This is a genomic window from Streptomyces sp. R35, from assembly GCF_041053035.1.
GTDB lineage: Bacteria > Actinomycetota > Actinomycetes > Streptomycetales > Streptomycetaceae > Streptomyces > Streptomyces lutosisoli.
On sequence record NZ_CP163440.1, the window covers coordinates 2,274,590 to 2,292,305 of the forward strand.

Annotated in this window: 15 protein-coding genes; 11 read left to right on the forward strand and 4 right to left on the reverse strand. The window is 72.1% G+C overall.

Annotated elements, in window-relative coordinates; genetic code table 11:
- Positions 1-8: 8 nt before the first annotated feature.
- Complete coding sequence (gene mtnA, locus AB5J50_RS10715) at positions 9-1,040, reverse strand: S-methyl-5-thioribose-1-phosphate isomerase (RefSeq protein WP_369256997.1); 1,032 nt, start codon at positions 1,038-1,040, stop codon at positions 9-11.
- A 300-nt stretch (positions 1,041-1,340) separates the two neighbouring features.
- Here mtnA and AB5J50_RS10720 point away from each other — a divergent pair, with 300 nt between their 5' ends.
- The 7 genes from AB5J50_RS10720 to AB5J50_RS10750 all read left to right on the forward strand — a co-directional run bounded on the left by AB5J50_RS10720 (position 1,341) and on the right by AB5J50_RS10750 (position 8,708).
- Positions 1,341-2,390 carry a BMP family ABC transporter substrate-binding protein gene (locus AB5J50_RS10720; protein ID WP_369256999.1) on the forward strand — a complete coding sequence of 350 codons (1,050 nt, stop codon included), beginning with the start codon at positions 1,341-1,343 and terminating at the stop codon, positions 2,388-2,390.
- Entirely contained in the window at positions 2,371-3,936 is a 1,566-nt protein-coding gene (locus AB5J50_RS10725) for an ABC transporter ATP-binding protein (RefSeq protein ID WP_369257001.1), read from the forward strand. Before AB5J50_RS10720 ends, AB5J50_RS10725 begins: the two co-directional genes overlap by 20 nt.
- A 31-nt stretch (positions 3,937-3,967) precedes the next feature.
- A complete protein-coding gene (locus AB5J50_RS10730) occupies positions 3,968-5,014 on the forward strand; it encodes an ABC transporter permease (RefSeq protein ID WP_369257003.1) in 1,047 nt (348 codons plus the stop codon).
- The gene (locus AB5J50_RS10735) at positions 5,014-5,880 is read left to right on the forward strand and encodes an ABC transporter permease (protein ID WP_327427467.1); all 867 of its coding nucleotides are present in this window, start codon (positions 5,014-5,016) and stop codon (positions 5,878-5,880) included. Before AB5J50_RS10730 ends, AB5J50_RS10735 begins: the two co-directional genes overlap by 1 nt.
- The gene (locus AB5J50_RS10740) at positions 5,877-6,650 is read left to right on the forward strand and encodes a nucleoside phosphorylase (RefSeq protein ID WP_369257005.1); all 774 of its coding nucleotides are present in this window, start codon (positions 5,877-5,879) and stop codon (positions 6,648-6,650) included. Before AB5J50_RS10735 ends, AB5J50_RS10740 begins: the two co-directional genes overlap by 4 nt.
- Positions 6,647-7,948 carry an amidohydrolase gene (locus tag AB5J50_RS10745; protein ID WP_369257007.1) on the forward strand — a complete coding sequence of 434 codons (1,302 nt, stop codon included), beginning with the start codon at positions 6,647-6,649 and terminating at the stop codon, positions 7,946-7,948. Before AB5J50_RS10740 ends, AB5J50_RS10745 begins: the two co-directional genes overlap by 4 nt.
- 88 nt (positions 7,949-8,036) lie before the next feature.
- Positions 8,037-8,708 (forward strand): FadR/GntR family transcriptional regulator, encoded by a 672-nt coding sequence (locus tag AB5J50_RS10750; protein ID WP_369257009.1) that lies wholly within the window; start codon positions 8,037-8,039, stop codon positions 8,706-8,708.
- Here AB5J50_RS10750 and AB5J50_RS10755 read toward each other — a convergent pair.
- Positions 8,614-11,199: an NACHT domain-containing NTPase gene (locus tag AB5J50_RS10755; RefSeq protein WP_369257011.1), complete on the reverse strand. Its 2,586-nt coding sequence runs from the start codon at positions 11,197-11,199 to the stop codon at positions 8,614-8,616. The genes AB5J50_RS10750 and AB5J50_RS10755 overlap by 95 nt on opposite strands.
- Before the next feature lie 60 nt (positions 11,200-11,259).
- Between AB5J50_RS10755 and AB5J50_RS10760 the strand changes: the two genes are divergently transcribed.
- Together AB5J50_RS10760 and AB5J50_RS10765 are read left to right on the forward strand one after the other, a co-directional pair.
- Complete coding sequence (locus AB5J50_RS10760) at positions 11,260-11,424, forward strand: hypothetical protein (RefSeq protein WP_369257013.1); 165 nt, start codon at positions 11,260-11,262, stop codon at positions 11,422-11,424.
- Between the two features lie 95 nt (positions 11,425-11,519).
- Positions 11,520-12,623: a PAC2 family protein gene (locus tag AB5J50_RS10765; RefSeq protein ID WP_369257015.1), complete on the forward strand. Its 1,104-nt coding sequence runs from the start codon at positions 11,520-11,522 to the stop codon at positions 12,621-12,623.
- A 72-nt stretch (positions 12,624-12,695) separates the two neighbouring features.
- Here the strand turns inward: AB5J50_RS10765 and AB5J50_RS10770 are convergent, their stop codons facing one another.
- Positions 12,696-13,631: an SMP-30/gluconolactonase/LRE family protein gene (locus tag AB5J50_RS10770; protein WP_369257017.1), complete on the reverse strand. Its 936-nt coding sequence runs from the start codon at positions 13,629-13,631 to the stop codon at positions 12,696-12,698.
- A 336-nt stretch (positions 13,632-13,967) separates the two neighbouring features.
- Here AB5J50_RS10770 and AB5J50_RS10775 point away from each other — a divergent pair, with 336 nt between their 5' ends.
- Both AB5J50_RS10775 and AB5J50_RS10780 read left to right on the forward strand, forming a co-directional pair.
- Positions 13,968-15,719, forward strand: coding sequence for a S8 family peptidase (locus AB5J50_RS10775; RefSeq protein WP_369257019.1), 1,752 nt, complete (start codon positions 13,968-13,970; stop codon positions 15,717-15,719).
- 60 nt (positions 15,720-15,779) lie between these two features.
- A complete protein-coding gene (locus AB5J50_RS10780) occupies positions 15,780-16,367 on the forward strand; it encodes a hypothetical protein (protein WP_369257021.1) in 588 nt (195 codons plus the stop codon).
- A 66-nt stretch (positions 16,368-16,433) separates the two neighbouring features.
- Here AB5J50_RS10780 and mshC read toward each other — a convergent pair whose 3' ends face one another.
- Entirely contained in the window at positions 16,434-17,663 is a 1,230-nt protein-coding gene (gene mshC, locus AB5J50_RS10785; RefSeq protein ID WP_369257023.1) for a cysteine--1-D-myo-inosityl 2-amino-2-deoxy-alpha-D-glucopyranoside ligase, read from the reverse strand.
- Positions 17,664-17,716 lie beyond the last annotated feature (53 nt).

The following is a 17,716-nucleotide window of genomic DNA, read 5'->3' on the forward strand; positions in this document are numbered from 1 at the left end:
CCGCACCGCTACCGCAAGTGATCCCCCGGCAGCTCCCCCGCCGACACCGTCAGCACGCCGCGCTCCGTCACCAGACCCGTCACCAGGCGCCCCGGTGTGACGTCGAACGCCGGGTTGTGGCCGCGGGACTCCTTGGGAGCCGCGCGGACCCCGGCCCACTCCAACACCTCGTCCTCGCCCCGGAGTTCGATGTGTATGTCGGCGCCCGAGGCCGTCGACAGGTCCACCGTCGTCGTGGGGGCGGCGACCAGGAACGGTATGCCGGCGTCGGCGCAGGCCAGCGCGACGCCCACCGTGCCGACCTTGTTGGCGGTGTCGCCGTTCGCGGCGATGCGGTCGGCGCCGACGATGGCGGCGTCGACCTCGCCACGCAGGATGGTGCCGGCCGCCGCACCGTCGGCCTGGACGTAGTGCGGTATGCCCTCCTGGACCAGTTCCCAGGCGGTCAGCCGGGAGCCCTGGAGCAGGGGCCGCGTCTCGTCGGCGTACACGACCTCGACCTGGCCGCGCGCGTGCAGTTCGCGGATGACACCGAGGGCCGTGCCCCAGCCGGCGGTGGCGAGCGCGCCGGTGTTGCAGTGCGTCAGCAGCCGCAGCGGCCGGTCCACCCCCACCCGCTTGAGCAGCCAGTCCGCGCCGTACGCCCCCATCGCGCGGTTGGCCTCGACGTCCTCGCGCTGCACGGCCGCGGCCTCCGCGAGAACGGCCTCGATGCCCTCGTCGAAGCGGGTCATCACCCGGTCCACGCACACCATCAGGTTCACGGCGGTGGGGCGTGCCTCGCGGATGCGGGCGACCTCCGCGCGCACCCGGCCGGTGTCCCAGCCCTCCCGCTCGCCCTGGAGCAGAGCCAGCGCCACGCCGTACGCCCCCGCCGCCCCGATCGCCGGAGCGCCCCGCACGACGAGCCGCTGAATCGCGTCCACCAGCGCGTCGACGTCACGGAGTTCGACGGTCTCGGTGCGGTGCGGCAGCACGGTCTGGTCGATGAGCGCGAGGCTGTTTCCGGTCCAGTCGACCGCTCGCAGTTCCTGGGGCATAGCGGGGCACTCCTGAAGTTCCGAGGGTGCGCGCAACCGTACATGACCTCGAAGAACCACAGTTCGAGACAATCGGGCAGGTGTCCTGAAACCGGTGTTACAGTCCAGCACCCGCAGCCCGAAGGCCGATGTGAAGGAGGACGCGTGCTGCTCACGATGCGCCGTTTCCTCGACCACGGCCGGTGCGCCAGCGACGTCTGTCGCGGCTGACCCGCACCCGTCAGCGCCGACGTTCGCCCTCACTCTCTCGCGCTCCCCTCCCCCAGAGCGCGGTTTGCCGTACCTCCGGAAGGTTCACCGATGCCTCGCAGATCCCGTCGTTCCCTCCAGTTCGCCGCCCTCGCCGCGGGCACCGCGCTCCTCGCCACCGCCTGCAACGCGGCCGCCAAGGACACCTCGTCCGACAGCGCCAAGAGCGGCGGCAAGTCCTTCACGCTGGTCACGCCCGACGCCGTGGGGCAGAACGAGTTCCTGAAGCTCGCGGTCGACGGGGTGAAGGCCGCGGCCAAGGCGCACGACGGGACGCAGAAGGTCTACGAGTCCTCGGACACCGCCTCGCAGCAGCAGAACGTGCAGGCCGCCGTGGAGGCCAAGCCCGACGTCATCGTGCTCGTCGGCTTCGAGTTCGCCGACCTGGTCGCGCAGCAGGCCAAGGCGCACACCGACCAGCAGTTCCTGATGATCGACGCGTGCACCACGAAGACGTACAAGAACGTGAGTTGCGCGGTCTTCCGTGAGCACGAGGGCGTGTACCTCGCGGGCGCGGAGGCCGGGCTGCTCAGCAAGAGCGGCAAGGTCGGCGCGGTGGACGTGCTCGACACGCCCCAGTTCCGGCGCTACAGCGACCCGTTCGCGGCCGGCGCCAAGAAGGTCGCCGCCAAGACGTCGACCTCCACCCGCTTCGTCGGCGGCCAGTCCCCGTTCGACGACTCGGCGCGCGCCAAGGAGCAGGCGAACTCGCTGCTGTCCAAGGGCACCGACCAGATCATGGCGGCCGCCGCGGCCGGCAACTACGGCGTCTTCGAGGCCGCGAAGGCCAAGGGCGCGTACGCGTACGGCGTCGACGTCAACCAGTGCGTCTCCTCGCCGGGCACGGTCGTCGACAACGTCATCAAGCGCACCGACGTCGCCGTGCGGAAGGGCATCGACGCGGTCCTCGGCGGCAAGGCGGGCACGACCGTCTCGTACGGCCTGAAGGAGGGCGGCATCAGCCTCACGGGTCTGGAGGCCGGCGTCGACACCTCCAAGTGCGTGATCGCCCAGCACAAGGACGTCCTGACCAAGGTCAAGGCGCTGCGCGACCAGATCGTGTCCGGAGAGCTGAAGGTCGATGACCCGGCAGCGAGCTGACGACTCCGTCGCCGGAACCACAGAGGTCGCCGAGGTCGCCGTCGAACTCCGGGGAATCACCAAGCGGTTCCCCGGCACGCTCGCCAACGACTGTGTCGACCTGACCGTCCGGCGCGGCGAGATCCACGCCCTGATGGGCGAGAACGGCGCGGGCAAGTCCACGCTCATGTCCGTCCTGTACGGCATGGAGCGGCCGGACGCGGGTTCCGTACGGATCGACGGGCGTGAGGTGTCCTTCGGCGACCCGGGTGACGCCATGGCCGCCGGGCTGGGCATGGTCCACCAGAGCTTCAAGCTCTTCGACTCGCTGACGGCCGCCGAGAACGTCGTCTACGCCGCCGAGCCGCGCCGCTTCGGTCTGGTCGACCGGGCGGCGGCGCGGCGCCGGGTGCGCGAACTCGCCGAGGAGCACGGTCTCGCCGTCGACCCGGACGCCCGGGTCGGCGACCTCCCGGTCGGGCTGCGGCAGCGCGTGGAGATCCTGAAGCTGCTGCACCGTGGCGCCCGTACGCTCATCCTCGACGAGCCCACCGCGGTGCTGACCCCCGCCGAGGCCGACGCCCTGTTCGCGGTGCTCAAGTCGCTGACCGCGCAGGGCCGTACGGTGATCCTTGTCACGCACAAGCTGCGCGAGGTCCTCGAAGGCAGCGACAACGTGACGGTGCTGCGGGACGGCCGGGTCGTCGCCCGGCTGGTCACCGCCGAGACCTCCGCCGACGAGATCGCGGCCGCGATGACCGGCCGCGCGGTCGAGCTGGACCGCGTACACGCCGAAGGCACCCCGGGCGACGAGGTACTGAAGGTCGAGGACCTCGGCACGGACGCGGTAAGAGCGGTCCGGCTCACAGTCCGTGCCGGCGAGATCGTCGGCATCGCGGGCGTCGCGGGCAACGGCCAGAGCGAGTTGATCGAGGCGCTGGCCGGGCTACGGCCCGTCACCGCCGGGCGGATCGCCCTGCGGGGCCACGACATCACGCACGCCTCCGCGGCCGAGCGGCGCGCCAAGGGCCTCGCGTACGTCCCCGAGGACCGGCACGCGGTCGGCACCGCGCCCGCCGCGTCCGTCGCGGACAACCTCGCGATGGGCCATCACCGTACGTCCCTGTCGGCACGGGGGCTGCTGCCGCCCGCGGCCGTACGGGCGCACGCACGGCGGCTCGTCGAGCGCTTCGGCATCAAGGCGGCCACCCCCGAGGTGCCCGCCTCCGCACTGTCCGGCGGCAACCTCCAGAAGCTGCTGATCGGCCGCGAACTCGCCCACGACGCCCCCCTGTTGCTGGTGGAGCAGCCGACGCGCGGTGTCGACATCGGCGCCATCCAGAACATCCACGACGAAATCGTCGCGTACCGCGACGCGGGCCACGCCGTGCTCCTCGTCTCCGCCGAGCTGAGCGAGATCCGCGCTCTCGCCGACCGGGTGCTGGTGATGTACGAGGGCCGGGTCACCGCCACGTACACCAAGGACGCGGCGGACGAGCGGACGCTGGGGCTCGCGATGGCGGGCGGCGCGAAGCCGGAGAAGCCTCCGGTGGAGGTCGGCGACTGACATGACCCAGCACGACACAAAAGGCTTGGCCATGACCCGAATAGCGGGAGCCCTGCGCTCCCCCGTCGCCTTCTCCGTGCTCGCCGGGGTCGTGATCGGCGCGCTCTTCCTGGTGGGCACGGGGGCCGATCCGTTCGCCGCGTACGGCGCCGTCCTGAGCGGTTCGCTCGGCGCCGACGGCATCGGCTCGACCCTGAGCACCACCACCAGCGTCCTCGGTCTGGCACTGGCGCTGGCCATTCCGCTGCGGGCCGGGCTCATCAACCTCGGCGGCGACGGGCAGATGGTGCTCGGCGGCATGGCCGCCGCGGTCACCGGCCTGTACGTGCCGGTGCCCGCGCCGCTCGCCGTCGTCCTCGCGCTGCTCGCGGGCATGGCGGCAGGTGCCGGATACGCCGCCCTGGCCGCCCTGTGCGAGAACCGCTTCGGCGTCCCGCTCCTGGTCAGCAGCCTGCTGCTCAGCTATCCGGCGTCCTCGCTCGCCTCCTACCTGGCCCGCTATCCGCTCAAGGAGCCGGGCTCCAGCCTCCCGCAGACGCGGCAACTGCCGGACGGGGTCGCGCTGCCGGCATTCGGTTCGTCGACCGTGACGGCCGGGCTGCTGCTGGTGGTCCTCGCGGCGGCCGCGTACTGGTTCACGGACAAGCGCACGGCGATCGGGTACGAGATCCGGATGACCGGCCTCAACTCCCGCTTCGCCGCGTACGCGGGCGTCGAGCGCAAGGGTCTGACGCTGCGGCTGATGGCCACCTCGGGCGCTCTCGCCGGACTCGTCGGCGCGATCGGGGTGCTGAGCTTCCCGTACCGCTTCCTCGACGGCGCGCTCACCGCTCCCGGTTACACGTGGACGGGGCTGACCGCGGCGCTGCTCGCGGGCGCGGCCCCGCTGGGCACGGTCCTCGCGTCGTTCTTCTTCGCGATGCTTCAGGTCGGCGGGCTCTCTATGGAGCGGACGACCGAGGTGCCGCGCGAGCTGACACAGGTGCTTCAAGCCATTGTGATCGTTTTCCTGGCCGCCCGGCTGAGCCTTCCGCGCAGATGGTTCCGAAGGTCGCGTCAGCAGCGGGAGGCCGTCTGATGTTCTTCGACTCCGATCTCCTCATGTCCGCGCTGCGCGCGCTCACCCCGATCCTGCTGGCCGCGCTCGGCGGCGCGATCTGCGAGCGCGCGGGCGTCTTCAACATCGGCCTCGAAGGCATGATGCTGATGGGCTGCTTCACGTCCGTGGCCACCAGCTGGTTCACCGGCAGCCCGTGGCTCGGCGTCCTTGCGGCCGCGCTCGCCGCCGCCGCGTACTCCTTGATCCTCGCCGTGGGCGCGGTGACGTTGCGCGGGGACGCGGTGGTGCTGGGAGTGGCCATGAACCTCCTCGCCGTGGGCCTGACCAGCTTTCTGTTGCGTACGGTCTTCGGTGTGCAGGGCACTTTCGACGATCCGTCACTGGCCGGGCTGCCGTTGGTCGGTGGCTTCTCGCCGCTCGCCTATGTGGCGTGGGCGGCGGTCGGTGTGGCCGCGCTGATGCTCTCGCGGCATGTGTGGGGGCTGCGGCTGCGCGGGGTCGGCGAGGCCCCGGAGGCGGCGGCCACGCTCGGCGTGAGCCCGGCCAAGTACCAGTACGCGGCCGTGCTCCTCTCGGGTGTGCTGTGCGGGCTCGCCGGGGCCCAGCTCGCCCTGGGAAACGTCACGTTGTTCTCCGAGAACATGACGGCGGGCCGCGGCTGGATCGCCGTCGTCGCCGTGATGCTCGGCCGCGCCCTGCCGCTGGGCGTGCTGCTCGCCGCGCTGCTCTTCGGTCTCGCCGAGGCCGCCGGTTTCCGGCTGCAAGGGCTCGGTCTGCCGCAGCAGGCGACCGACGCCGCGCCGTACGTCGTCACGCTCGGCGCCCTCTTCCTCACGACGGCCCGCCGCCGTCGCCGTACCCGCCCCGCTGGAGCCGCTTCATGACCGCCCAGGATCTGCTGCCGATCACCCGCATACCCCGCACCGGCCTTCCGCCGTACGCCCTGGTCGTCGGCGACCCGGCGCGTGCCGCGGCCGTCGCCGCGCTGCTCGACGGGGCCGAGGAGATCTCGTACCACCGCGAATACCGTGTGTTCAGCGGGAGTTGGAAGGGTCTGCCGGTCACCGTCGCCTCGCACGGGGTCGGCGCGCCGGGTGCGATCCTGCTCTTCCAGGAGCTGGCCGACGCGGGCGTCACGACCTTTCTGCGGTTCGGTACGGCGGGCGCGATGCGCGCAGGCATCGGTGACGGCGACCTGGTCATCGCGGAGGCGGCGGTACGGGACGACGGTGTGACCCAGCAGTTGCTGCCGCCCGAGTACCCGGCGGTGTCGTCCCCCGAGGCGGTGTTCGCCCTCCAGCGTGCGGCGCGCGCGGCGGACGCCCCGCACCACCGGGGGCTCGTCTGGACGCGGGCTGCCTTCCAGCCGGGGCTGATCCCGCTCACCGCGTACGACAACGCGGGCCTCGCGGCGATCGAGATGGAACTGTCCGCGCTGCTGGTCACCGCCTCGCTGCGGGGCCTCGTCGCGGGCGGCGTGCTCGTCGTCGACGGCGCGAACGCGGACGACCTGGTCGACGAGGAGAACACCGGCGGCTACAACCCGCACCGCGATGTCGTCGCGGCGGGCGTCGAACGCGGCGCCGTGGTGTCCCTGGAGGCGCTGCGCCTGCTGGCCGAGGAGCGCGCGGAGCACGAGGAGTCCGCCGCGTGAGCGAGCACGCCGATCTGCTGGTCCACGGCGGGGATGTCCTGACGGTCGACGAGGCCGGGTCCTTCGTGCGCTCCGGAGCGGTCGCGGTACGCGACGGCGTGATCCGGGACGTCGGCCCCGCCGCGGAGCTGCGCGCCCGGTACGACGCTGCCGAGACCCTCGACGCGACGGGCTGTCTCGTGCTGCCCGGCCTCGTCAACACCCACACCCACCTGGCGATGACGCTGCTGCGCGGCCGGGCCGACGACGTCACCCTTCAGGGCTTCCTGGAGCGGGTGGTGCGCTGGGAGACCGAGCTGCTGTCGGCGAAGAACGTGGCCGCGGCGGTGCGGGTCGCGATCGCCGAGAGCGTTCGGGCCGGGGTGACCTCCGCGCTCGACATGTACTGGTTCCACGAGGCGGCCGAGCGGGTGGCGCGCGAGGCCGGCTGGCGCCTGCACACCGGTCCGACCTTCATGGACGTACCGGACCCGGCGGACGGCATCGCCTACGAGGACCGTCTGGAGTGGGCCCGGCGTGACCTGGCCGACCGGGTGTCGGCGAAGCCCGGCACCCGTCCGGTGCTCTTCGCGCACTCGACGTACACGCTCACGCCCGAGCAGCTGACCGGCATCGCCGCGCTGGCACGGGAGTTCGGCGCGCTGCTGCACATCCACGCGGCGGAGAACGCGACCGAGGTCGCCACCGTCGAGGTGCGTTACGGCAGGCGCCCCGTGGAACTGCTCGACTCGCTCGGGCTGCTCGGCCCCGATCTGCTCCTCGCGCACGCCGTGGATCTGACGGGTCCCGAGATCGCGGCCCTGGCCCGCACCGGTACCTCGGTCGCGCACTGTCCGGTCTCCAATCTGAAGCTCGGGTGCGGTATCGCGCCGGTGCCGCGGCTGCTCAGCGCCGGGGTGACCGTGGGGCTCGGCACGGACGGCGCGGTCAGCTCGAACACCCTGGATGTGCTGGGCGCGGTACGGCAGGCGGCCCTCGTCCACAAGGCGGCCGGCGACCCCACCGCGGTCGGCGCCGAGCAGGCGGTCCGGATGGCCACCGTCGAGGGCGCCCGCGCGCTGGGGCTCGGCGACCACCTGGGCTCCCTGGAGGCGGGCAAGCGCGCCGACCTGATCGTGCTCGACCTGAACGCGCCGCATCTGCGTCCGCTGCACGACCCGTGGTCCACGCTCGCGTACGCCGCGCACTCGGCGGACGTACGGGACACGGTCGTCGACGGCAGGATCCTGATGCGGGACCGGACGCTCACGACGATCGACGAGGTGGCGGCCCTGGCCGACCTGGAGGCGCTCGCCTGAGCTGACATCGGACTTTCACCCCGTTCAGCCCACTGAACCCCCATAATGGCGTGAGACATCGGATGTCTGAACGACAGGGAGGCCCGCCATGGCAGTCACCGACGAGGCGATCGAAAAGATCAAGGGAATGATCGTCTCCGGCGCACTGCGTCCCGGCGACCGGCTTCCCAAGGAGAGCGAGCTCGCCGCCGAACTCGGGCTGTCCCGCAACTCCCTGCGGGAGGCGGTGCGCGCGCTCTCCCTGATCCGCATCCTCGACGTACGCCAGGGCGACGGCACATATGTCACCAGCCTGGATCCCCAGCTCCTCCTTGAGGCGCTGAGCTTCGTCGTCGACTTCCACCGCGACGACACCGTGCTCGAGTTCCTCGCCGTGCGCCGGATCCTGGAGCCCGCCGCCACGGCGATGGCGGCCTCGCGCATCAGCGAGCAGCAACTGGACGCGCTGACCGCCCAGTTGGACGCCCTCGGCGGCGCGCCCTCGGTGGAGGAACTCGTCGCCTGCGACCTGGAGTTCCACCGGGGCATCGTGCAGAGCTCCGGCAACTCGGTGCTGTGCTCCCTCCTCGACGGCCTGTCCGGGCCCACCACCCGGGCCCGCATCTGGCGCGGCCTGACCCAGGAGGACGCGGTCAGCCGCACACTGCACGAGCATCGCGCGATCCTCAGTGCCCTGCGCGACCGTGACGCGGAGGCGGCCCGGTCGTGGGCGACGGTGCACATCGCGAGCGTGGAACAGTGGCTGCGGTCGACCCTGTGAACTGCCGTTCCGGGTCCGCCAGATGGTGTTGCAGTTCGATGTGGCGGAACTGGTAGACGGCGCCCACCCGGCGGAGCACACCCCGCTGCTCGTGGGCGTCGGCGAGGAAGGCCATGAGGTCGCGGGGCAGCTTCGCGCGGAGGGCGAGGTACCAGCGGGCCACGGCGTAGCGGCCCCAGGCGGTCTGCCGCAGTCCGGCGGCCAGGCCCATCAGCAGGGCGGGCATGATCCCGATGGCATAGCACCAGGCGTAGTCGCCGGTGACCCTCACATGCCACAGGCGCGGTGCCACGAACGTGAGCATGTACCACTCCTGCGCACCGAACACGGCGGCACCGAGCAGTGCCGCGGCGAGCACGCATGTGCCCATCGTGCGACGGTCGTTGCGCAGCAGCGCCCGCCCGTCGACGGAGCCCGCGAGATCCACGGGAACGGTCCGCAGCCCCTGGACGAGCATGCAGGCCACCGCGATCAGCGCCCCTTGCCGCCATGACTCCCAGGCGGCTTCGAGCGGCTCGGCCGGGGCGACGTAGAACCTGCCCGGCTCGCCCCCGAGCACCTCCGTGAGGACGCCCTCCATGAAGTAGACGGAGGCCACCAGCACCCCTGCCAGCACTCCCTGGGCGACGGCCCGGCGGCCGATGGACCAGCGGACCCGGGCGACCGGGCAGGCGGGGTCCGCGGGCATGCCGTCCAGGCCCATCGCGCAGGCGAGCAGTGTGTAGAGCACGGTGCTGAGCGTGCCGCAGGCGTTGTGGAACGCGACCACCCACAGGCCCGCCGTGACGACCCCGGTCAGCAGCACTCTGCGGTCCCAGCCGGACGGCGGGCGGAAGACGGGCCTGCTCCCGACCGCGAACCCGCAGCAGATCACCGCCGTCAAGGCCACCGCGCCGCTGTCCGCCAGCCGTTGCAGCAGCACGTCGGTCAGGCCGGCGGACGGGGCGGCGGCGGCACCCAGTACGGACACGACCAGCCCGGCCGCGACACCGCCCACCAGCCCGCCGCACAGGCCTCCGGCCAGCACGCCGAGTCCGCCGCGCCACGGCCAGCTCGGGTCGTAGTCGGGGTCGTGGGTGAAGTGGTGGACGACCTCAAGGACCGTCCCCTCCGCCAGCCATCCCAGAGCCCCGAGCAGCACCCCGGCCAGCGCCCTCGGCAGCACGCCCGGCACGGTGCCGTGCAGCTTCCACCAGGCGACCTCGGCCGCCCCGTCGAACCCGCGCTCCATGTGAACCGCCAGATACCGCAGGGCGGTTCGGGCCTGCTCCGCCGTCCACCGGCAGGGCCTGCCCGCGCGTGGCCGGTACGCCGCTCCGACGAACGCCTCGAAGAGATGGTGCTCCACCGCCGCCCGGGTGGGGCAGCGCAGCAGTTCACCGGGGTCCGGCAGTGCGGCGGCTCCCTCCCCCGGGCGCGGGTTGTAGACGGACCGGGCCAGGGACACCATCAGCGGGCTGGTGAGGGCTCGCGCGGCGGGCGCGTCCGTGCCCAGCACCTCGACCACCGGGTCCCAGCGCCCGGCGGCCGGGGTGCCCGAGCCGCCCGCGTCCCGGAGCAGATAGCGGGCGACGTCCTCGCCGCCCAGGGGTTCGAGGCGGATGCCCGCCATCCCGCTGAGCCTCGCGGGCACCCCGGTCCGCGGCCGGAGCGCGGCCCGGTACTCCGCGGGACGGCTCGACAGCACCAGCCCGCACCCGTACGGCAGCGCCTCGTTGATGCCGTGCAACGCCATGGCGCCCACGGCGGCCGGGAGTTCGTCGAACCCGTCGAGCACCGGGAGGACCAGCCGCTGGTCCAGCAGCATCCCGGCGCGGGTGACGCACCCGTACCGCTCGGGCGCGGCGGCGCCCAGCTCCGCGTGGTCCTGTACGAGCTTGCGTTCCATCCAGCCGCGCAGGTCCTGGGCTGCCGGGTCCCAGGAGGCGAGCGGGAAGAGCACGGGCACCGGCTCGCCCTCCTGGCGCCGTCCGATCAGCCCGAGCACCAGCCGGACGAGCAGCAGCGTCTTGCCCGAACCGGGGTCGCCGAGCACCAACAGCCGCCGCGTGGCGACGCGTTCGGTGAAGATCGCGTCGATCTCACCGCCCCGCCCGGCAAGCCCGTACGACGCCGGCGCGCCGGCGGACGGATCCGGCCCGCTCTCCTCGGCCGGCCCGGTACCGGCGGTTCGCCAGGCGACGGGCAGGGGATACGGATCCTCCAGACGCCGTACCCGTGCCTCGGTCTCCCACTGATGGCGTACGGCGGTGGCGAGTCGGTCGGCGACAGCGCCCGGGCCCTCCACCGGGGCCGCCTCGATCCTGTCGGCCCGGTAGGCGCTCCAGGCGAGGTAGGCGCCGGCCCCGGTCGGCAGCAGCGCGGCGAACACGGATGCCGGGTCGTCCAGGTGCGGGGCCACGAGGAGCGCCCCCACGGTTCCGACGCCGAGCAGGGCCAGATAGACGATTCCGGCTCGCCGCACACCCGACCTGGGGTCAACTCCGCTCACCCGACGAACGGTTCCCTACCCGACCGCCGCCTCGCGCCGAATCGGCGTACCCCCACACGAGTGGGTGACCCCGGGTGGTACGCCGGGGCCGGGCGCCTCGCGGGCCGGGCGCAGGCGCCGGACGTCCTCGAAGCCGGCGACGGGATGACCAAGGACAGCTCGGATGACTGGGCGTGGTTCAGGGTGACGATCACGGGTGTTTCCGGGGCGTCGGCGGGGCAGTGATCCGTTCACTCCCCCGTGCAAGGGGGCTGCGGAGGTCCCCTCGGCACGCCGTAAGGTTGGGGCGTACGCGAGGGCACGTCGGAAGGAGGCGCTGGGTGATCGAGCTGGAGGGGGTTCCCGAGCTGATCGACCCAGTCATGGTGGCCGCGTTCGAAGGCTGGAACGACGCCGGCGACGCTGCCTCCGCCGCGGTCGCGCATCTCGACAGGGAATGGAAGGGCGAGGTGTTCGCGGCGCTGGACGCCGAGGACTACTACGACTTCCAGGTGAACCGCCCGACCGTGTGGCTGGACGGCGGCGTACGCAAGATCACCTGGCCGACCACGCGTCTGTCGGTGGTCCGGGTCGGCGGCGAGAAGCCGCGCGACCTGGTGCTGGTCCGGGGTATCGAGCCGTCGATGCGGTGGCGCTCGTTCTGCAACGAGCTCCTCGGCTTCGCGCACGAGCTGGGTGTCGAGCTGGTGGTGATCCTGGGCGCGCTGCTCGGTGACACCCCGCACACACGTCCGGTGCCGGTCAGCGGGGTCACGTCCGATCCGGACCTGGCCCGCACCATGGACCTGGAGGAGACCAAGTACGAGGGCCCGACGGGCATCGTCGGCATCCTCCAGGAGGCGTGCACACACGCGGGCGTACCGGCCGTGTCCCTGTGGGCGGCCGTACCGCACTATGTGTCGCAGCCGCCCAACCCGAAGGCGACGCTGGCCCTCCTCAACCGCCTGGAGGACCTCATCGACCTGCGCATTCCGCTGGGCGAGCTGCCCGAGGACGCGCGGGCCTGGCAGCTGGGCGTGGACCAGCTGGCCGCCGAGGACAGCGAGGTCGCCGAGTACGTGCAGACGCTGGAGGAAGCCCGGGACACCGCCGAGCTGCCGGAGGCGTCGGGCGAGGCGATCGCCCGCGAGTTCGAACGCTATCTGCGACGCAGGGACGGCAGCGGTCCGGCGGCGCAGGCCGGGGGCCATGCGACGGAGACCGGCGACTCGGCCTCGTTCCTCCGCGACAGCCCCGGCGGCCCGAGACGGACGCCGAAGCCGCAGCGGCCCGAGACGGACGCCGGATCCGAGCCGGACGCTGAATCCGAATCCGAGGCCGACGCGGGATCCGAGGCCGACGCCGAGACCGAGACCGGTACCGATGCCGGTTCCGGTTCCGGTTCCGGTTCCGGTTCCGGTTCCGAGGATTCCTCGGAGGACTGAACCAGAAGGGGCGGTACGCGGGATGCGTACCGCCCCTGAGTCGTCTCAGATCCGTCAGATCCGTCAGACCCGTCAGACCTGGTCCACCGCCACCACGTCGTACTCCGTGTCCGGCGTCGGCTCGACGTCGAAGCGGGCGTTCGGCAGATACAGCCGGCCGTCCCAGGCCGCGACCGTCGTCGGGATCCTGAAGCGCGGGTCGGTGATCCGGGCGATCGCCGTGCCGTGGGTGCCGGCGGCGTTCAGACGGAAGACGTCGATCAGGTTCTGTGACTGCTGAACGGCGTAGAGGGTGCGGCCCAGGAGCAACAGGCCGTCGCCATTGGGGAGTCGGGAGGCGCCGAGGTCCACGACGGTGGCCGCCCCCGTACGGGGTTCGACCCGCATCAGTGTGCCGCCGCCCGCGACCGTGTTCACCACGAGCAGCGCGCGGCCGTCGGGCGTGCGCTCGATGCCGTTGGCGGTGAAGTCGGTGCCCTGCTCCCAGTCACCGATGAGCGGCACGGTCGTGACGGCTCCGGGCTCGCCGTGCCTGCCCCGCGCGAGCCGGTAGAGCCGCGCCTGGTAGGAGTCCGTGAACCAGGCGGCGTCCGGTGTGAGGATCACGTCGTTCACGAAGGTGCCCCCGACGGCGTACACCTTCTCGATCTCGCCGCTGCGGGCGTCGACCGTCCGCAGCTCGCCGCTGGCGCCGCCGGCGAGGAAGAGCCTGCCGTGCCGGTCGGTCTTGAGGCCCACGGTGGGGTGTTCGGCGCCGAGGCCCTCGCTGATGACACCCCCGCGCCCGGTGTTCAGGTTCGCGCGGTAGATGTCGCCGTTCGCCAGGGAACCGAAGTACGCGAACGGGGCGGAGCCGATGGTGATCCCTTCGGGCCGGAAGCCGTTGGGGAGCGGAAACCCGGCGGGCCGGTGCTCTTCGGCCGCGCGGGCGGTGCCGCCGAGGAGCGCCGCTCCTCCCAGCGCGGCGGTCGCGGTGAGCAGTCTTCGACGTGCGAAGGAACGGTGCATGGAGCGTCCTTCCGCAAGGGGCCGGTTCGCACCGGCCGTGGGGTCAACAGCCGCTGTCACCCCATCACATGACACACGCCTCCGCAGCCTTTGGCCGGATTGCTACGTGACATCTGTTTCAAGACGGATTGCACGGGGTTCCCCATTCAACTTGTTTTCAAACCAAGTTGGCGAAGACGGGGTGGACGAGTCGCCGTGGGCGTGCCAGGTTGTGCCACGAAGGCGCGGCCCGGGAACGGGACATGGCACCGCGTCGTCCCGCGACGGAGCGCGACACGGCACGGCAGAGCACACGCATGGACCGGCACCCGCAAGGATCGAAGGGAGCGGTACGCGATGACCGACCAGGTACAGCCGGCGCAGGGCCCGGGAACGTCCGGGCCGGGGCCCGACGGAGCCGGATTCACCTACCGAGGAGCCGAGCAGGAGCTGATCGTCGTCGCACGCCCCGAGGCCCGGCTGCGCGCCCGGGCCGAGGGCGTCCGCTCGGCGGTGGGCGCGGACGTATCGGCCCTCAACATGTTCCTCAGCGACGAACAGCTCGCCCTGGAGCCGCTGTTCGGCAGCGAGGAGCGACTCCAGCAGACGCAGCAGCAGTCCGTGGTGGCGGGCACCGAGAGCGGACCCGACCTCGCGCTGTTCTACCGGGTGCGCGGCGTCGAGCGCCGCGCCCAGGAACTGCGCTCACGGATCGCCGCACTGCCGGAGATCGACACGGCGTATGTGAAGCCCGGCGCCGTCCCCGCCTCGGTGGGCTCGGTCGGGCAGAGTTCGGACGACAGCCGGCGCATGAAGGAAGGGGCGCCCGTCACCCCCGACTTCACCAGCCGCCAGGGCTATCTGCGCCCTGCGCCCGAGGGCATCGACGCGTACTGGGCCTGGCAGCGGCCGGGCGGTACGGGCCAGGGCGTCACGGTGATCGATGTCGAGGGGGCCTGGCAGCTCGGGCACGAGGACCTGGCCGCGAAGCTCGCGGGCGTGGTCGTCGGCACCCCGCTGACGGACCTCGCCTGGCGCAACCACGGCACCGCCGTCATCGGGGTGATCGGCGGCGACCAGGGCGAGTCCGGGATCACCGGCGTCGTGCCGGACGCCGTGACCGCGGCCGCGTCCTTCCAGGGCATCGGCTCGGCGGCGGCGATCCACGCGGCGGCCGACCGGCTCGGCCCCGGCGACATCCTCCTGATCGAACTGCACGCTCCAGGGCCGCGGTTCGACTTCGAACAGCGCGACGACCAGCAGGGCTACATCGCGATCGAGTGGTGGCCGGACAACTTCGCGGCCATCCGGTACGCGACCGCCAAGGGCGTCCTCGTCGTGGCGGCCGCGGGCAACGGCGCCGAGTCGCTGGACGACGCGGTGTACGAGCGCCGCCCCGCCGAGTTCCCCGAGTGGTGGCGCAACCCCTTCAACCCCTCCAACCAGTCCTCCGGGGCAGTCCTGGTCGGCGCGGGCGCACCGCCGCCCGGCACGCACGGCCGCGACCACGGTCCGGACCGCTCACGGCTCGCGTTCTCCAACTACGGGGCACGCGTGGACGCGCAGGGCTGGGGACGCGAGGTCACGACCACCGGCGGCTTCTGGGACCGGCCCGGCGACTTGCAGGGCGGCGCCGAGGAGATCGGCTGGTACACGGACACGTTCTCCGGGACCTCCTCCGCCTCCCCGGTGGTGGTCGGCGCCCTGGCCGCGCTGCAAGGCATGCTCAGGGCGGCAGGGCAGGAACCGATGTCCCCGGAGCGTGCCCGCGCGGTGCTGCGGGCCACGGGCTCCCCGCAGCAGGACGCGCCGGGCCGGCCCGCTTCCCAGCGGATCGGCAACCGGCCGGACATCAAGGCGGCGGTCACCCATCTGCTGCCGGAGGCGGTCGGCTCGGGCCAGGCCGAGCGGTACTGGGACGAGCTGCTGCCGTATCCGCGTGAACTCCCGCCCAGGCTCCGGCTGTACGTGTCCGGGGCATGGCGCAACCTCAACACCCCGTCCCCCGAGATCCGCCAGGCGGTGCACACCGCCTTCGCGGGGGGACGGCCCGACGTACGTGTCTGGTTCTCGGACGACGAGATCGTCGGCCTGGTGGTCACGGGCTGAGGACCTGTTCGTCACGGACCGACGGAACGCAACCAACCATTGATGGAAGGTGGCACCCGCATGAGCACGATCCCGCAGATGAGCCAGCAGGGCCAGCAGGGCCAGCAGCAGAGCCAGCAGGGCCCGAGCACCGCGCCCCCGCAGCAGTTCGGGCAGCAGCAGGGCATGGGCCAGCAGCAGCCCTTCGGTCAGCAGATGCAGCAGCCGTTCGGCCAGCAGGGCATTGCTCAGCAGCAGATTCCGCAGCAGCACATTCCGCAGCAGCAGATTCCGCAGCAGCACATTCCGCAGCACCTGCAGCAGCAGCTCCAGCAGCTCGGCCAGCAGCAGCCCTTCCAGCAGCTGCTCCAGCAGCTCGGTGGGCAGCAGCGACAGCAGCAGCAGGGTCAGCCGCTGATCCTGCAGAGCGCCGTGGACTCCCAGGCTCTGGCGAGTGGCGTGGCCACGCGCTTCTGGGACGTCGTCACTCCGCTCCCGGGCCAGCCGTCGATTCTGTACCTGCTCATCAACAACGTGTGGTACCCCCTGGTCAACCCGAACCAGGTGACGCATGACGAGGTCCAGGAAGCCTTCGCCTACGGGCAGCAGGTCATCGGGATCTTCGACACGGGCAGTGGCGCCATCCAGGCCGTCATCGTGAACAAGTAACGGAGGACGGCTCCCCGCACAGAGGGCGCCGGGTGGGTGAGAACCCGCCCGGCGCCCGTGCAGTTGTCAGAGAGCCACGCCCAGGAGGGCGTCCACGGCGCGCGAGACGACGCCGGGGGCGCCCTCGTCCGTACCGCCCTGTTCGTGCTGGAGCGCGGCCCAGCGGTCGACCGCGGCGAGCGCCGCCGGCGCGTCCAGGTCGCTCGCGAGGGCGTCGCGGATCTCCGCGACGAGCGCGTCGGCGGACGGCCCGTCGGGCCGTGACACCGCCGCCCGCCAGTTCTCCAGGCGCGCGACCGCGTCTTCGAGGACGGCGTCCGTCCACTCCCAGTCGGCCCGGTAGTGGTGCGCGAGCAGCGCGAGCCGTATGGCCGCCGGGTCGACCCCGTCGCGCCGGAGCGCGGACACGAAGACGAGGTTGCCCTTGGACTTCGACATCTTCTCGCCGTCGAGGGCCACCATGCCGGCGTGGACGTACGCCTTGGCCATGGGGAACTCACCGGTCAGCACCTGGGCGTGCGAGGCACCCATCTCGTGGTGCGGGAAGGCGAGGTCGGAGCCGCCGCCCTGGACGTCGAAGCCCATCCCCAGGTGGTCGAGGGCGATGGCCACACACTCGATGTGCCAGCCGGGCCGGCCGCGGCCCAGCGAGCCGCCGTCCCAGCTCGGCTCGCCCTCACGGGTGGCCATCCACAGCATCGGGTCGAGCGGGTTCTTCTTGCCCGGACGGTCCGGGTCACCGCCCCGCTCGGCGGACAGCAGGCGCATCGCGGCGGCGTCCAGGTTGGACACCTGCCCGAAGTGCGGGTCGGACTCGACGGAGAAGTACACATCCCCTTCGAGCTCGTACGCCGCTCCCGCGTCCCGCAGCCGCTCGACGAGCGGGACGATCCCGGGTATCGCCTCGACGGCGCCGATGTAGTGCTGCGGCGGCAGCATCCGCAGGGCGGTCATGTCCTCACGGAAGAGGGCGGTCTCCTTCTCGGCGAGTCCCACCCAGTCGACGCCGTCGCGCTCCGCCCGCTCCAGGAGCGGGTCGTCGACGTCGGTCACGTTCTGGACGTAGTGAACCTGCCGCTTGGTGTCGAGCCACACGCGCTGAACGAGGTCGAACGCGTTGTAGGTCGCCGCGTGCCCCATGTGGGTCGCGTCGTACGGCGTGATGCCGCACACGTAGATTCGGGCGACGGGACCGGGGTCAAGACGTACGAGCCCACCGGTCGCGGTGTCGTGGATCCGGAGGTCGCGGCCCTCACCAGGCAGGGCGGGGACCTCAGAAGCGGGCCAGGCATGCATGTCATGAGCCTAACCGGACGGAAGTTCCGTATACGAACCGGCCAGCTCCTGAT

Excerpts from the sequence above, each read along its gene's own strand:
- mtnA (WP_369256997.1), bottom strand. The coding sequence starts at position 1,040 with ATGCCCCAGGAACTGCGAGCGGTCGACTGGACCGGAAACAGCCTCGCG.
- AB5J50_RS10720 (WP_369256999.1), top strand. The coding sequence starts at position 1,341 with ATGCCTCGCAGATCCCGTCGTTCCCTCCAGTTCGCCGCCCTCGCCGCG.
- AB5J50_RS10725 (WP_369257001.1), top strand. The coding sequence starts at position 2,371 with ATGACCCGGCAGCGAGCTGACGACTCCGTCGCCGGAACCACAGAGGTC.
- AB5J50_RS10730 (WP_369257003.1), top strand. The coding sequence starts at position 3,968 with ATGACCCGAATAGCGGGAGCCCTGCGCTCCCCCGTCGCCTTCTCCGTG.
- AB5J50_RS10735 (WP_327427467.1), top strand. The coding sequence starts at position 5,014 with ATGTTCTTCGACTCCGATCTCCTCATGTCCGCGCTGCGCGCGCTCACC.
- AB5J50_RS10740 (WP_369257005.1), top strand. The coding sequence starts at position 5,877 with ATGACCGCCCAGGATCTGCTGCCGATCACCCGCATACCCCGCACCGGC.
- AB5J50_RS10750 (WP_369257009.1), top strand. The coding sequence starts at position 8,037 with ATGGCAGTCACCGACGAGGCGATCGAAAAGATCAAGGGAATGATCGTC.
- AB5J50_RS10770 (WP_369257017.1), bottom strand. The coding sequence starts at position 13,631 with ATGCACCGTTCCTTCGCACGTCGAAGACTGCTCACCGCGACCGCCGCG.
- AB5J50_RS10775 (WP_369257019.1), top strand. The coding sequence starts at position 13,968 with ATGACCGACCAGGTACAGCCGGCGCAGGGCCCGGGAACGTCCGGGCCG.
- AB5J50_RS10780 (WP_369257021.1), top strand. The coding sequence starts at position 15,780 with ATGAGCACGATCCCGCAGATGAGCCAGCAGGGCCAGCAGGGCCAGCAG.
- mshC (WP_369257023.1), bottom strand. The coding sequence starts at position 17,663 with ATGCATGCCTGGCCCGCTTCTGAGGTCCCCGCCCTGCCTGGTGAGGGC.